Source organism: Rhodococcus sp. USK10 (assembly GCF_019378875.1).
Lineage (GTDB): Bacteria > Actinomycetota > Actinomycetes > Mycobacteriales > Mycobacteriaceae > Rhodococcus_F > Rhodococcus_F pseudokoreensis.
In genome coordinates, this window is the sequence record NZ_CP076048.1 from 1,324,449 (window position 1) to 1,338,996 (window position 14,548).

The 14,548-nt window shown below is 68.5% G+C and carries 13 protein-coding genes; 9 read left to right on the forward strand and 4 right to left on the reverse strand.

All coding sequences use genetic code 11. The features are described from left to right. Positions 1-31: 31 nt before the first annotated feature. The 4 genes from nadD to I1A62_RS13100 are packed head-to-tail and all read right to left on the reverse strand — an operon-like array spanning position 32 to position 4,427. Positions 32-727 (reverse strand): nicotinate-nucleotide adenylyltransferase, encoded by a 696-nt coding sequence (nadD, locus tag I1A62_RS13085; RefSeq protein WP_124391220.1) that lies wholly within the window; start codon positions 725-727, stop codon positions 32-34. A 19-nt stretch (positions 728-746) separates the two neighbouring features. Continuing rightward, on the reverse strand, positions 747-2,207 hold the full coding sequence (locus I1A62_RS13090; RefSeq protein ID WP_124391219.1) for a VWA domain-containing protein: 1,461 nt from the start codon (positions 2,205-2,207) through the stop codon (positions 747-749). 10 nt (positions 2,208-2,217) lie between these two features. Next, positions 2,218-3,099: a MoxR family ATPase gene (locus tag I1A62_RS13095; RefSeq protein WP_124391218.1), complete on the reverse strand. Its 882-nt coding sequence runs from the start codon at positions 3,097-3,099 to the stop codon at positions 2,218-2,220. Between the two features lie 47 nt (positions 3,100-3,146). Next, positions 3,147-4,427 carry a glutamate-5-semialdehyde dehydrogenase gene (locus I1A62_RS13100; protein WP_124391217.1) on the reverse strand — a complete coding sequence of 427 codons (1,281 nt, stop codon included), beginning with the start codon at positions 4,425-4,427 and terminating at the stop codon, positions 3,147-3,149. Positions 4,428-4,540: 113 nt separating this feature from the next. On the opposite strand from I1A62_RS13100, the gene I1A62_RS13105 reads away from it, so the two are divergent. The 9 genes from I1A62_RS13105 (at position 4,541) to I1A62_RS13145 (ending at position 14,547) form a co-directional block, all read left to right on the forward strand. Then, complete coding sequence (locus I1A62_RS13105; protein WP_219458855.1) at positions 4,541-5,641, forward strand: NADH:flavin oxidoreductase/NADH oxidase; 1,101 nt, start codon at positions 4,541-4,543, stop codon at positions 5,639-5,641. 243 nt (positions 5,642-5,884) lie between these two features. Next, on the forward strand, positions 5,885-7,351 hold the full coding sequence (locus tag I1A62_RS13110) for an MFS transporter (protein ID WP_124391215.1): 1,467 nt from the start codon (positions 5,885-5,887) through the stop codon (positions 7,349-7,351). A 9-nt stretch (positions 7,352-7,360) separates the two neighbouring features. After that, a complete protein-coding gene (locus I1A62_RS13115; RefSeq protein ID WP_124391214.1) occupies positions 7,361-8,227 on the forward strand; it encodes a ribokinase in 867 nt (288 codons plus the stop codon). Positions 8,228-8,283: 56 nt separating this feature from the next. Beyond that, the gene (locus tag I1A62_RS13120; protein ID WP_124391213.1) at positions 8,284-10,383 is read left to right on the forward strand and encodes an ATP-dependent DNA helicase RecQ; all 2,100 of its coding nucleotides are present in this window, start codon (positions 8,284-8,286) and stop codon (positions 10,381-10,383) included. Between the two features lie 151 nt (positions 10,384-10,534). After that, positions 10,535-11,047, forward strand: coding sequence for a diaminobutyrate acetyltransferase (gene ectA / locus I1A62_RS13125; RefSeq protein ID WP_009474013.1), 513 nt, complete (start codon positions 10,535-10,537; stop codon positions 11,045-11,047). Between the two features lie 27 nt (positions 11,048-11,074). Continuing rightward, positions 11,075-12,337, forward strand: a complete 1,263-nt coding sequence (ectB, locus tag I1A62_RS13130; RefSeq protein WP_124391212.1) for a diaminobutyrate--2-oxoglutarate transaminase — start codon at positions 11,075-11,077, stop codon at positions 12,335-12,337. 17 nt (positions 12,338-12,354) lie between these two features. Continuing rightward, a complete protein-coding gene (locus I1A62_RS13135; protein ID WP_012688262.1) occupies positions 12,355-12,753 on the forward strand; it encodes an ectoine synthase in 399 nt (132 codons plus the stop codon). Positions 12,754-12,762: 9 nt separating this feature from the next. After that, complete coding sequence (locus I1A62_RS13140) at positions 12,763-13,698, forward strand: D-isomer specific 2-hydroxyacid dehydrogenase family protein (protein WP_124391211.1); 936 nt, start codon at positions 12,763-12,765, stop codon at positions 13,696-13,698. Between the two features lie 21 nt (positions 13,699-13,719). Beyond that, positions 13,720-14,547, forward strand: coding sequence for an NAD-dependent protein deacetylase (locus tag I1A62_RS13145; RefSeq protein ID WP_219458856.1), 828 nt, complete (start codon positions 13,720-13,722; stop codon positions 14,545-14,547). Position 14,548: the final 1 nt, after the last annotated feature.

Below are 14,548 nucleotides of genomic sequence, written 5' to 3' on the forward strand. Positions count from 1 at the left end.
ATGTTCTCCCAGTTCGTTCGGAAAGTGCTGTCTAACTCTTGGTCTTGTCCGGGGCCGGTTCGGACATCGTCGTCGCGCCGTCGAGGCGCTCGGAGTCCGGTGGCCGGTACAGGTTCCGTTTGGAGATGTACTGGACCACACCGTCCGGCACGAGGTACCACACAGGACGATGGCGACTGGCGCGCCGCCGACATTCCGTCGAGGAGATCGCCAGAGCCGGGATCTCGATCAGCGTGACCGCGTCCTCCGGCAACGCATCCAGGTGCCCGGCCAGATGTTCGGTGTTGAGATCGAATCCCGGACGCGACACCCCGACGAACTTCGCCAGCGAGAACAGTTCCTCCCAGTCCTGCCAGGACAGGATACTCGCCAGGGCGTCCGCACCGGTAATGAAGTACAGCTCGGCGTTCGGGTGGTAGCTGCGCAGATCCCGCAGGGTGTCGACGGTGTAGGTGACCTTCTCGCGGTCGACGTCGACCCGGCTGACCGAGAACCGCGGGTTGGACGCGGTGGCGATGACCGTCATCAGGTACCGGTCCTCGGCTGGGCTGACGCCCTTGCCCTGCTTCTGCCACGGCCTGCCGGTGGGCACGAAGACCACCTCGTCGAGGCTGAATCGGTCGGCCACCTCGCTGGCTGCCACCAGGTGACCGTGATGAATGGGGTCGAAGGTGCCGCCCATGACTCCCAGGCGGCGCCGACGCGCGCCCGTTGCTCCCTGTTCCACGAGTGTCGAGCTTACGTGCTCACACCGGCAGCAATCCGGCGACCACCGACGCCAGCTGCTGAGCGGATCGGCATTCGTGCATGCTGATGACCTCGTTGTACACCTTGGCCGCCGAGTCGCCCGATCCCCACTGGCCGCGGGGCTCCGGGTTGAGCCAGTGCGCGTGCTTCGCCACCGATACGAGTCGGGCCAGTGCCTCCAGGTTCGGGTCGCGGTAGTTGTTGCGGCCGTCGCCGAGCACCAGCAGGGACGTGCGGGACGTGATGCTCTGGGTGAACCGCTCGGCGAACACCCCGAACGCGTTGCCGTAGTCGGAGTGCCCGTCGTAACCGACCAGGTCGGCTTCCCGGATCATCCGCGACATGGCGCTGCCGAGGTCGGCTCCCGCGTCGAAGAAGCGGGTGACCTCGTCGGTGGTGTCGATGAACGCGAACACCCGCACCCGGGAGAACTGTTCGCGCAGCGCGTGGACGAGCAGCAGCGTGAAGTGACTGAATCCGGCGACCGAGCCCGACACGTCGCACATCACGACGAGTTCGGGGCGCGCCCGCCGGGGTTTGCGCTGGACGAGGTCGATGGGCACGCCGCCGGTGGACATCGACTTGCGCAGGGTCCGGCGCAGGTCGATCGAACCGGCACTCGCCCGGCTGCGCCGCACGGCCAGCCGGCTGGCGAGCAGCCGGGCGAGCGGGGTGACGTTGCGCTTCAGCGCGGTCAACTCGGCGTCGGAGGCGCGCAGGAAGTCGACTTCCTCGGCCAGTCGGGGGACGCCGTACGACGCCACCCGTTCCTTGCCAAGGTTCTCGGCCGACCGGCGCCGCGTCTCCTTCTCGATCATCTTGCGGAAGTCGGCGATCCGCTGGGCGGCGGTGCGCTTGGCCACCTCCGATTCGTAGCTTTCCGTCGTCCGGGCCCCGGTGTCCTGCTGATTGCCGAGGAGCCCGTCGAGGATCTTCTTCAGCAGAGTTTCCGGTGCGACGTCCCGCAGCGCCTGGTACGCGGAGAACGACGGGCCGTTCGCCGACTGGTACTGCCCCAGTTCCTCGACCATCTGCGCGGTCAGCAACTCGGTGAGCTCGATCGCCTCCGGCGACCCGTCGGTGAGGAGGTCGACGATCAGCTCGCGCAGCGCCTCGTAGTCGATGTCGCCCTTCGCGTTCCGCGGCAGGCTCGTGTCGATCGCCCCGGCCGCCCGGTTCCCGACCGCCGCCGGGAACCAGAGTTCGAACAACGCGTCGAAGGTGGGCCGGTGGGTGGGCCGCCGCAGCAACGCACACGCCAGGCCCTCCCGCAGGGATTCGCGGTCCAGCAGGTCGAGGACCGACATCACCTGTCCGGCGTCGACCGTCTCGGACGGTCCGACCGTGATCCCGCGCCGGCGTAGCGCTTCGACGAAGTCGACGAGATGCCCCGGCAGCCCGTGTGGCGCCGCGGGACCGCCCGGCTTCGACCGGGACGCGAGGGGACCACCAGCAGCCATGGGGAGTCCTTCAGTTCAGTCGCAGCTCGGCGGCGGCGCGGAGCTGGTCGGATTGGTGCTTGAGAACGACACCCAGCGTCGCGCGCACGGCGTCGTCGTCGAGAGTGTCGAGCCCGAGCGCCAGTAGCGTGCGACCCCAGTCGATGGTCTCCGCCACGGACGGCAGCTTCTTCAGCTGCATGCCGCGCAGCACGCGGATCGTCTTGACCAGCTGCTCGGCAACCGCCTCGGGCAGTTCCGGCACCCGGCTCGCGAGGATCCTCCGCTCGAGTTCGGCGTCGGGGAAGTCGAGATGCAGGAACAGGCAGCGGCGCTTGAGCGCCTCCGACAGTTCGCGGGTGGCATTCGAGGTGAGGACGACGAACGGCTTGCGCGTGGCGGTGATGGTGCCCAGTTCGGGGACGGTGACCGCGAAATCGCTGAGCACCTCGAGAAGCAGGCCCTCGATCTCGACGTCGGCCTTGTCGGTCTCGTCGATCAGCAGCACCGTCGGATCCTCGCGCCGGATGGCGGTCAGCAGCGGCCGCGACAGCAGGAACTCCTCCGAGAAGACGTCCGCCTTGGTGGCGTCCCAGCTGTGGTCGCTACCCGCCTGGATGCGCAAGATCTGCTTCGCGTGATTCCACTCGTACAGGGCGCGGGCCTCGTCGACGCCCTCGTAGCACTGCAACCGCACCAGTTCGGCGCCGGTGGTCTCGGCCACGGCGCGGGCGAGTTCGGTCTTGCCGACTCCGGCGGGACCCTCGATGAGCAGGGGCTTTCCGAGCCGGTCGGCGAGGAACACCGCGGTCGCGGTGCCCTTGTCGGACAGGTAACCGGTTTCGGCGAGCCGAGCGATGACGTCGTCGACGCTGGCGAAGAACGGCGTCGTGGTGGGCAGTGCGCGGTCCACGCTCGCTCCTTTCAGAGGGGCTTGACGGTAAGGGAGTCCGGCGGGGTCTAGACCGGGCGGGTGTGCCCGTCTCCCCACACGATCCACTTGGTGGAGGTCAGTTCGGGCAGCCCCATCGGGCCGCGGGCGTGCAGTTTCTGCGTGGAGATCCCGATCTCGGCGCCGAATCCGAACTGCTCACCGTCGGTGAAGGCGGTGGAGGCGTTGACCATGACGGCGGCGGCGTCGACCCGGGCGGTGAACTCGCGGGCGGCCGCGAGGTCGGACGTCACGATGGCCTCGGTGTGGCCGGTGCCGTAGCGGTCGATGTGCTCGACCGCGGCGTTCAGGTCGTCGATGACCTTGAGCGCCACGTCGAGCGTGAGGTACTCCTCCGACCAGTCCGACTCCGTCGCGGGCACCAGCCCGGGCAGGTCCCCGTGGACGGTCACACTGTGCATCTGCAGGGCCTGCAGCAGCTTCGGCACCGCCGTCTCCGCTATCGCGGCGTCGACCAGCACGGTCTCCGCGGTGTTGCAGACACTCGGCCGCCGTGTCTTGGAATTCAGCAGGATCCGTTCGGCCATCTCCAGGTCGGCCGCCGCGTGGACGTAGACGTGGCAGTTACCGACGCCCGTCTCGATCGTCGGAACGGTCGCGTCGCGCACCACGGCGCTGATCAGTCCGGCCCCGCCGCGGGGAATCACGACGTCCACCAGCCCGCGGGCCTGGATCAGGTGCGTCACGCTGGAGCGGTCCTCGCTCGGCAGTAACTGCACCGCGTCTTCCGGCAACTGCTGCGCGGCCAGTGCCGCCCGCAGCGCCACGACCAGCGCCGCATTCGACTTCGCCGCGGACGAGGACCCGCGCAGCAGGGCCGCGTTTCCCGACTTCAGGGCCAGTCCGAACGCGTCGACGGTGACGTTGGGCCGAGCCTCGTACACCATGCCCACCACGCCGAGCGGAACCCGCAGCTGACGCAGTTCGAGACCGTTGGGGAGCGTGGACCCGCGCACCACCTCACCGACCGGGTCGGGCAGACCGGCCACCTGACGCAGGCCGGACGCGATGCCCTCGATCCTTTCCGCGGTCAGCCGCAGCCGGTCGAGCAGGGAGTCCTCGGTGCCCGACGCCCTGGCCGCCTCGATGTCGGCGGCGTTGGCGGCGAGGATGTCGGTGGAGGCGGCGAGCACGGCGTCGGCCGCCGCGTGGAGCGCCGCATCCTTCTGCGCGGTGGTGAGCAGCGCGAGGACCCGCGACGCGGTGCGGGCGCGACGGGCCGCTGCGTGGACGGCTTCACGGGTATCCACCGTGGCACCGGCCGACGAGGTGGAAGTCACTGCAGTCATGAAGACAGCCTATATACAGGGCTGGATCTCCCGCGGAGCGGGAAGGCGGGAATGATTTCGTCCCTCGCGCAGGTTGCGACTGGTCGAGACCATCAGAGGCAGGAGTGCTAACAGTGAGCGTGTTGTTCGAACCCATCACCTTCCGCGGAATCACCGTCCCCAATCGAGTGTGGATGGCGCCGATGTGCCAGTACTCGGCCGACGTGACCGGCAGCGACGTGGGAGTGCCGGGCGACTGGCACCGGACGCACCTCGTGACGCGGGCCATCGGCGGTGCGGGCCTGATCCTCACCGAGGCGACGGCCGTCAGCCCGGAGGGCCGCATCAGCCCCGCCGACCTCGGCATCTGGAACGACACCCAGACCGAGGCCTTCGCGCAGATCAACGCGCAGCTCGAGGACTACGGCGCGGTACCCGGCATCCAGCTCGGGCACGCCGGGCGCAAGGGGTCCGCGCACGTCCCGTGGCGCGGCGGAAGGAGCCTCGACGACGACGATCGGTTGTCGTGGCGAACGGTGGCGCCGAGCGCGATCGGTTTCGGCGACCACACCCCGCCGGCGGCGGCGACGGCAGAGGACATCCGGAAGGTGGTCGCGGATTTCGCCGCCGCCGCCGAGCGGGCATCGCGCGCAGGCTTCAAGGTGGTGGAAATCCATGCGGCACACGGCTATCTGCTGCACCAGTTCCTCTCCCCGGTCAGCAATCACCGCACCGACGAGTACGGCGGCAGCTTCGCGGGCCGCATCCGACTCCTGCTCGAGGTCGTCGAGGCGGTGCGCGGCGTGTGGCCGGCCGAACTGCCGGTCTTCGTCCGGGTGTCGGCCACCGACTGGTTGTCCGAGGAGCCCGGGCTCGACGCGGACAGCTGGACGCCGGACCAGACCGTCGCCCTCGTGCAGGCGCTCGCCGACCTGGGCGTGGACCTCGTCGACGTCTCCAGCGGCGGCGTCGCGTCCGCGCGGATCCCGGTCGGTCCCGGCTACCAGGTTCCGTTCGCCCGCCGCATCCAGAACGAGACCCTGCTTCCCGCCGCCGCGGTCGGGCTCATCACCGAGCCGGAGCAGGCCGAGCAGATCGTGGAGTCGGGAGAGGCCGTCGCCGTGTTCCTCGGACGGGAACTACTCCGGGACCCGTACTGGCCGCGAAAAGCGGCACGCACATTGAATGCCCAGGTGACACCGCAGATTCCGGCGCAGTACGCCCGCGCGTTCTGAGTCTCGGGCCGACAAGCCCCCATATCCTTTGCTACGGTAATCGCTCTTACAGCTGGTAGTCCCGCTCCACCGTCCGGGGAGCGGGACCTACCCTCGAGCCAGAGCCGATCGGCGGGGGCCGCATCGCGCCGAAGGGCCGTGGGTTGCCGAACCCGACCAGCAATCGCCGTGCGGGCGACGAAAAGATGCGTGCATCAGGTACGTGCCCCGTGCGGGTGATAACTGCGCTGGGGAGCGCAAGACATGAATGCACCAGATCACTCGATCACGTCGGCCGAGGTGGCCGAATCACCTGATGTCACGGTCACCGACGAAGCCTCCGTCAAACGCGCCGTCAAGGCCACCATGCTCGGTAACGCCATGGAGTGGTTCGACTTCGGCGTGTACGCCTACCTGGCGACCACGATCGGCAAGGTCTTCTTTCCCGAGGCCAGCGGCACCGCACAGCTGCTGTCGACGTTCGCGATCTTCGCCGCGGCCTTCGTCGTCCGCCCCCTCGGTGGACTGTTCTTCGGTCCGCTCGGCGACCGGATCGGTCGCAAGAAGGTGCTCGCCACCACGATCATCCTGATGGCGGGCAGCACGTTCGCCATCGGCCTGATCCCGAGTTACGGATCCATCGGGCTCGCCGCACCGATCCTGCTGGTGCTGTTCCGGCTCGTGCAGGGATTCTCCACGGGTGGCGAGTACGGCGGCGCCAGCACGTTCGTCGCCGAGTACGCACCGGACAAGCGCCGCGGGTTCTTCGCGAGCTTCCTCGAATTCGGCACCCTCGCCGGGTATGTGGCGGCCGCGGGGCTGGTCACCATCATCAGCACTGTGGTGAGCGCCGACGCCCTGGTCGACTGGGCGTGGCGGATTCCGTTCCTGCTCGCCGGTCCGCTGGGCCTGATCGGCCTCTACCTGCGGTTGCGGCTCGAGGAGACGCCTGCGTTCCAGCAGATGGAGCAGGCCGAAGAGCGTTCGCTCGCAGACGAATCCACGGGACGCAAACTGCGCGAGACGCTGGTGGAGAACTGGCGTCCGCTGGTGCTGTGCGTGATCCTGGTCGCCACCTACAACATCGCGCACTACGGTCTGCTCAGTTACATGCCGACGTATCTGTCGAACACGCTCGGCTACGACGAATCGCACGGTCTCGTCCTCATGATCATCGTGATGCTCATCATGATGGTGGCGATCAGCTTCGTCGGAAAGCTGTCCGACCGGGTCGGTCGTAAACCCTTGCTACTGGCCGGTTTCGTGGGGTTCTTCGCATTGTCGCTGCCGGCGTACCTGCTGATCGGGGTCGGCCACTACTTCACCGTCTTCCTCGGCCTCGCGATCCTCGGCGGCCTGCTGCTGCTGTTCGTCGGCGTGTTCCCGTCCGTGCTTCCCGCGCTGTTCCCGACCGGGATCCGCTACGGCGGCCTGGCGATCGGATACAACCTCGCGGTGTCGATCTTCGGTGGCACCACTCCCCTGGTGCTCACGGCGCTGCAGGACGCGACGGGCAGCGATCTCGTCGCGCCGATGTACATGATGGGTGCGGCGGTCGTCGGCGGGATCGCGGTGCTGCTCATCTCGGAGACCGCCCGCAAGCCCCTCGAGGGCTCGCCGCCCGCCGTGTCCACGGACGCCGAGGCCCGGCGCATCCTGAAGCGTCTCCGCCGCAAGAGCGAGGCCTCCGCCGCGTCCGCACAGGAGACGGCGGCCGCCGACGCGGGCTAGTCTCGGGATATGTCCGCTCCCAGGGTCGCCGTGGTCGGCAGCGTCAACATGGATCTACTGACGGCGACCGAGCGGTTGCCCGGGCCCGGGGAGACGATCCTGGGCAGCGCCTTCGCCGCCACCCCCGGCGGCAAAGGCGCCAACCAGGCGATCGCCGCGGCGCGGGCGGGCGGGGCCGTGACGTTCATCGGGGCGGTCGGCTCCGACGTGTTCGCCCTCGACCTGCGGCAGGCCCTCGTCGACGCCGAGGTCGACACCCGGTACCTGCGGGAGGTCGACGGGCCGAGCGGGATCGCGGCGATCACCGTCGACGCCGCCGGCGAGAACAGCATCGTCGTGGTCCCGGGCGCCAACAGCACCGTGGTGGACCTGACGCCCGCCGAACTCGCGGCGATAGCGGACGCCGACGTCCTGCTCTGCCAACTCGAGATACCACTGGGCACCGTGGTGGCCGCGGCGGCGCACGCCGCGGCCCACGGCACCGTCGTGATGGTGAATCCGTCACCGGCGCAGCCACTTCCGCCTGAGCTCGTGGAGCTGATCGACGTGCTGCTGGTGAACCAGACCGAGGCCGCGCAACTCGGCGCCGAGGTCACCGGCGCCGTCGCCCACGTCGTCACCACGCTGGGGTCGTCGGGCGCGGACTACGCGGGCCGCGACGGCGCCGTGCTCCACGCCGACTCCCCGGCGGTCGAGGTGGTCGACACGACCGGCGCGGGCGACGCCTTCGCGGGCGCCCTCAGCGTGTCGTGGCGCGGCGGCCCCGTTACCGCCGTCCCGTTCGCGTGCACGGCGGGCGCACTCGCGACCACCCGCCGCGGCGCCTCCACGTCCTCGCCCACCCTCGCCGAGATCGAGGCGGCACTTCCCGGCTGAGCACCCAGGCGCTCGCCTGGACCGTCCGTGTCACCCCGGTCGTGCACCATGGGGGCATGACGACCGCCACCGAACCCGCACTCCGTGACGAGGCCGAACGGCTGCTCCGCGAGCTGGCAGGCGAGCACGCCACCCTCCGCGACGACCAGTGGACGGCGATCGAGGCGCTCGTCGTGGGCCGCAGACGGGCGCTCGTCGTCCAGCGGACGGGCTGGGGCAAGTCGGCGGTCTACTTCATCGCGGCGAAGCTGCTGCGGGCACACGGGCACGGTCCCACGGTCATCGTGTCGCCGCTCCTGGCGCTGATGCGGAACCAGGTGGCCTCCGCCGAGCGCGCCGGTGTGCGCGCCGCCACCATCAACTCCGGGAACGTCACCGAGTGGGACGACATCCACGCACGGGTCGCGGACAACGAACTCGACGTGCTGCTGGTCAGCCCCGAGCGTCTCAACAACCCCGACTTCCGCGACCAGGTCCTGCCCTCCCTCGCCGCCGATGCCGGCCTCGTCGTGGTCGACGAGGCGCACTGCGTGTCGGACTGGGGTCACGACTTCCGTCCCGACTACCGGCGGATCCGCACGCTGATCGCCGAGTTGGGCGAGGGCATTCCCGTGCTTGCCACCACGGCCACGGCGAACGACCGCGTCGTCTCCGACGTCTCCACGCAACTCGGGGTGGGCGGCGCGGAAACCCTCGTGCTGCGCGGCGGCCTCGAGCGAGAGTCGCTGCACCTGTCGGTCGTGCAGATTCCGGAGGCCACCGCCCGTGCCGCGTGGCTCGCCCAGAAGCTCGACAGCCTGCCAGGCTCGGGCATCATCTACGCGCTCACCGTGTCGGCGGCCCGGGATCTGGCGAGCCTGTTGTCCGAGCGGGGGCACACGGTCGCCGCATACACCGGGCAGACCGATGCCGGCGAGCGCGAGACCCTCGAGCAGGACCTGCTCGGCAACCGCGTGAAGGCGCTGGTGGCCACGTCCGCGCTCGGGATGGGGTTCGACAAGCCCGACCTGGGGTTCGTCGTGCACCTCGGTGCGCCGTCGTCGCCGATTTCCTACTACCAGCAGGTGGGGCGTGCAGGCCGGTCCACCGACCGCGCCGAGGTGATCCTGCTGCCCGGATCCGAGGACAAGCAGATCTGGAGCTATTTCGCGTCCGTCGCGTTCCCCCGCGAGCACGTGGTGCGCCGGGTGATCGAGGTCCTCGACACCGACCGGCCGCAGTCCACGCAGGCTCTCGAGCCACTCGTGGAGCTCGGCCGCACCCGGCTGGAGATGGTGCTGAAGGTCCTGGACGTGGACGGCGCGGTGCGCCGGGTGCGGGGCGGCTGGGTGGGCACCGGGGAGCCGTGGACGTACGACGCCGACCGGTACGAGCGTCTCGAGCGGGCCCGCGAATCCGAGCAGCAGGCGATGATCGAGTACCAGCGGATCACCACGTGCCGGATGGCGTTCCTGCGCGAGCAGCTCGACGACCCGGGTCTGGCAGCGGGCACGTCCGACTGCGGCCGGTGCGACAACTGCACCGGAGAGCGCCACGACGCGACTGTCGACGCCGAGGCGGTGCAACAGACCAGAGCGCGCCTCGAGCGGCCAGGCGTGGATCTGGCGCCCCGCAAACAGTGGCCCACGGGCCTCGCGAAGCTTGGCGTGAAGCTGTCCGGCAAGATCTCCGATGGTCCCGAGCCGGGTCGCGTGCTGGGCCGGCTGTCCGATCTGGGCTGGGGTCAGCGCCTGCGCTCCCTGCTCGACGACCCGGACGGACCGGCGCCCGACGCCGTCCTGAAGGCCTGCATCCAGGTGCTGGCGTCCTGGGACTGGGCCGAGCGGCCGACGGCCGTGATGGCCGTCGAATCAGCCACCCACCCGCTGCTGTCGGCGTCGATCGCGGGGCAACTCGCCACTGTGGGACGCCTCACCGACCTGGGAGTTCTGCGGCTGCGCCCTGAGCACCCGCCGGTGTCCGCGGCCAACTCCGCCTACCGGGTGGCCGGGCTCGTCGACGCCTGGGAGGCCCCGGGCGTTCCCGAGGGCACCGGACCGGTTCTGCTCGTCGACACCCTCACCGACACCGGCTGGACCCTCACGATGGCCGCCCGGACGGTCCGCGCGGCGGGTGCCGCGTCAGTCCTCCCCTTCGCGCTCGCGAGTCTCAAATAGGCGGAGTGTGTCGCTTGCGGTTCACCCAAAAGTTACATAATGTGATCAGCATCACTTTGCACGTCTCACCTGCAAAGCCCTGCCGCCTGAACTGTCCAATTTCGCGAGGCACGTGAAATCGAAGGGGATGGTTGTTAGGTTCGAATTTCCAATGACGCCTGTTCAGAAGAGTGCCATCCCGACCACCGCGCCGGACGCGGTGTTGTTCAGAAGTCCAGAGATCACTGACGGAGTCCGGCTCTGGGAGATCGCCAGGAACACGGAAGTGCTCGATCTCAATTCGAGCTACGCATACCTGTTGTGGTGTAGAGATTTCAGCCGATCGTCGGTCGTCGCAGTCGTCGACGAGCGCGTCGTGGGATTCGTATCGGGTTTCATCCGCCCAGAATCCCCTGCGACGCTGTTCGTCTGGCAGGTTGCCGTAGACGCCGACCAGCGCGGCAAGGGAATTGCAGGTCGCATGCTGAGTGCACTGCTCGATCGGCTTGCACCCGAAGGGATTACCCATCTCGAAACGACGATCAGCCCCGACAACGAGGCTTCGATCGCGCTGTTCACAGCATTGGCGCGTCGCCGAGATACGGCGATCAACAAGCAGGAACTGTTCTCCCCCAACGATTTTCCCGATGGACACGAAGCCGAAGATCTGTACACCATCGGCTAAGAGCATGCCCCGGAGGAATGCAATAACATGACTAATTTCGATACGAACATTTTCGAGAGCCTCGAGTCCGAGGTTCGCAGCTACAGCCGCGGCTGGCCGGCCGTCTTCGAGTCGGCGTCCGGATCGTGGATCCGCGACGAGAACGGCCGCGACTACCTCGACTTCTTCGCCGGCGCCGGTTCGCTGAACTACGGCCACAACAACCCGGTCCTGAAGTCGGCGCTCGTCGACTACATCGTCGGCGATGGCATCACGCACGGTCTGGACATGTCGACCGTGGCCAAACGCGACCTGCTCGAGACCTTCCAGGACAAGATCTTGAAACCGCGAGGTCTCGACTACAAGGTCCAGTTCCCCGGGCCCACCGGCACCAACACGGTCGAGGCCGCCCTGAAACTGGCACGCAAGGTGACGGGTCGTTCGTCGATCATCAACTTCACCAACGCCTTCCACGGCATGACGCTCGGCGCCCTGTCGGTCACCGGTAACTCGATGAAACGTGCCGGCGCCGGAATCCCGTTGGTGCACGCCACCCCGATGCCGTTCGACAACTATTTCGACGGCGTCACCGAGGACTTCCACTGGTTCTCCCGGGTGCTGGACGACTCGGGCAGTGGCCTGAACCGTCCGGCCGCCGTGATCGTCGAGACGGTGCAGGGTGAGGGCGGCGTCAACGTCGCCCGCCCCGAGTGGCTGCGCGCCCTCGCGGACCTGTGCGCCGAGCGCGACATCCTGCTGATCGTCGACGACGTCCAGATGGGCTGTGGTCGCACCGGGCCGTTCTTCTCCTTCGAGATCGCCGGCATCACCCCGGACATCGTCTGCCTGTCGAAGTCCATCGGCGGGTACGGCCTCCCGATGGCGCTGACCCTGTTCAAGCGTGAGCTGGACGTGTGGGGCCCGGGCGAGCACAACGGCACGTTCCGCGGCAACAACCCGTCGTTCGTCACGTCGAAGGTCGCCCTGGAGCACTACTGGTCCGACGACACCCTGCACAAGTCGACGCTGGCCAAGGGCGAGAAGATCCACCAGGCGTTCACCGAGCTGGCGAACCAGTTCGAGGGTTCCGTCTCGACCCGCGGCCGCGGCCTCGTCCAGGGCCTCGTGTTCGAGGAGCCGGAGCACGCGGGCAAGGTCTGCAAGCTCGCCTTCGACGAGGGACTGCTCGCGGAGACGTCCGGACCGTCCGACGAGGTGGTCAAGCTCCTGCCGGCGCTCACCATCACCGACGAGGAACTGAACCACGGCCTGGCCATTCTCGCCGACGCCACCGGCAAGGTCTGCAGCTAGAGAGAGGACTGACACACATGATCGTTCGCACCACCGCAGAAATCACCGACACCGAGCGCGACATCACCAGCGAGGACGGCAACTGGCGCAGCAAGCGCATCATCCTCGGCGGCGACAAAGTGGGCTTCTCGTTCCACGAGACCACGATCAAAGCCGGTTCGGTCAACGAGTTCCACTACGCCAACCACGTCGAGGCCGTCTGGCTCGTCGAGGGAACCGGCAAGTTGATCGACCTCGACAACGACAAGGTCTACGAACTCGGCCCCGGTTCGATGTACCTGCTCAACGGTCACGAGCGTCACCGTGTCGAGCCCGAGACGGAAATGCGCATGCTGTGCGTGTTCAACCCGCCCGTCACCGGCCGTGAGGTCCACGACGAAAACGGTGTCTACCCCTTGATCGAGGTTCCCGCGTAAGTTCGACCCATGGCCGACGACGCTGCTGTTCCAGCTATAGCCATCGGACCCGCCCCGGACCCGCTCCTCGAGGATGCGGTGCGCCGGGGCGGTGCCCGTGTGGCACCCCTCGAGTCCGCGGACGCCCTGGTCTGGACCACCGGTCCGATCGGGTTCCCGGATCCGCTTCCCGAGAACATCCGCTGGGTGCAGTTGAACTCCGCGGGTGTGGAGGAGTGGTTCGCCGCGAAGGTGATCAGACCCGACTCCACCGTGCTGTGGACGTCGGCGGCGGGCGCGTTCGCCGCGACCGTGGCAGAGCACGCGCTGACGCTGCTGCTGGCCGGCGTGCGGGCACTGCCCGAGCACCTCGAGGCGAAGACCTGGCGCCAGCAGGAGTTCTTCTCGAAGGTCGGCACCCTGCGCGGCACCACGGTCGCGATCGTGGGCGCCGGCGGTATCGGCCGGGCGCTGATCCCGATGCTCGCCGGTGTCGGCGCCGACGTGATCGCGGTGAATCGTTCCGGAAGCCCGGTGCCGGGCGCGATCGAGACGCTCCCCACCACCCGTCTGGGCGAGGTGTGGGCCCGGGCGGACCACTTCGTGCTCGGGGCGCCCGCCACCGACGCCACCCATCATCTGGTCGGGGCGGCGGAGTTCGCGCAGATGAAGCCGACCGCGTGGGTGATCAACGTCGCGCGCGGCTCACTCGTCCACACCAATGCACTGGTGAAAGCGCTGCGGGACAACACGATCGGCGGAGCAGGACTCGACGTCACCGATCCCGAACCCCTCCCCGACGGCCACCCGCTGTGGAATCTGCCGAATGTGATCATCACCCCGCACGATTCCAACCCGCCTGCGGTCCGTCCCCCGGCGTTCGCCGAGCACGTGGCGCTGAACGTCACCCGCTTCGTCGCAGGCGAGAATCTCACCGCTCTGATCGATCCCGTCGTCGGGTACTGAACCGGCGCTATTCTGGAGTGCGTGTTCGCCCCACTGATCGACATACTCGGGGGCCGGCGCCTGTGTGTGATCACCGGCGCCGGCATCTCGACGGATTCCGGGATCCCCGATTACCGCGGCCCGGATTCACCCCCGCGCAATCCCATGACGTATCAGCAGTTCACCGGTGACCCCGATTTCCGCCGCCACTACTGGGCACGGAACCACCTCGGCTGGCGGCATATGGACGCCGCCCGCCCCAACACCGGCCACCGCGCCCTCGCCGGGCTCGAACGGGCCGGGGTCGCGTGCGCGGTCGTCACCCAGAACGTCGACCTCCTGCACACCAAGGCCGGCAGTCGCCGGGTGATCGACCTGCACGGCACGTACGCCCAGGTCCGCTGCCTGACGTGCAACGCACTGATCTCCCGGGCGACGCTCGCCGACCGGCTCGAGTGCGCCAACCCGGGTTTCGCCGAAACCGTCGCCGCCGCACAGGGAGTGGAGATCGCACCGGACGCCGACGCGGTCGTCACCAGCACCGAGCATTTCCGGATGGTCGACTGCGAGGCGTGCGGAGGCATGCTCAAACCCGACATCGTGTACTTCGGCGAGTCCGTCCCGAAACCACGGGTCGCGGCCGCCTACGACGTGGTCGACGAGGCCGAGGCACTGCTGGTGGCCGGTTCGTCCCTCACCGTCATGTCGGGACTGCGGTTCGTCCGGCACGCCGCCAAACGCGGAATCCCCATCGCGATCGTCAACCGCGGGGCGACGCGCGGCGACGAGTTCGCCACCGTCACCGTGCACGCCGGCTGCTCGGAAGCCCTCACCGCGCTGCTCGACGCGTCGTCCGCGCTGCCCGCCTGAC

Excerpts from the sequence above, each read along its gene's own strand:
- I1A62_RS13090 (WP_124391219.1), bottom strand. The coding sequence starts at position 2,207 with ATGGCTGCTGGTGGTCCCCTCGCGTCCCGGTCGAAGCCGGGCGGTCCC.
- I1A62_RS13100 (WP_124391217.1), bottom strand. The coding sequence starts at position 4,427 with ATGACTGCAGTGACTTCCACCTCGTCGGCCGGTGCCACGGTGGATACC.
- I1A62_RS13110 (WP_124391215.1), top strand. The coding sequence starts at position 5,885 with ATGAATGCACCAGATCACTCGATCACGTCGGCCGAGGTGGCCGAATCA.
- I1A62_RS13115 (WP_124391214.1), top strand. The coding sequence starts at position 7,361 with ATGTCCGCTCCCAGGGTCGCCGTGGTCGGCAGCGTCAACATGGATCTA.
- I1A62_RS13120 (WP_124391213.1), top strand. The coding sequence starts at position 8,284 with ATGACGACCGCCACCGAACCCGCACTCCGTGACGAGGCCGAACGGCTG.
- ectA (WP_009474013.1), top strand. The coding sequence starts at position 10,535 with ATGACGCCTGTTCAGAAGAGTGCCATCCCGACCACCGCGCCGGACGCG.
- ectB (WP_124391212.1), top strand. The coding sequence starts at position 11,075 with ATGACTAATTTCGATACGAACATTTTCGAGAGCCTCGAGTCCGAGGTT.
- I1A62_RS13135 (WP_012688262.1), top strand. The coding sequence starts at position 12,355 with ATGATCGTTCGCACCACCGCAGAAATCACCGACACCGAGCGCGACATC.
- I1A62_RS13140 (WP_124391211.1), top strand. The coding sequence starts at position 12,763 with ATGGCCGACGACGCTGCTGTTCCAGCTATAGCCATCGGACCCGCCCCG.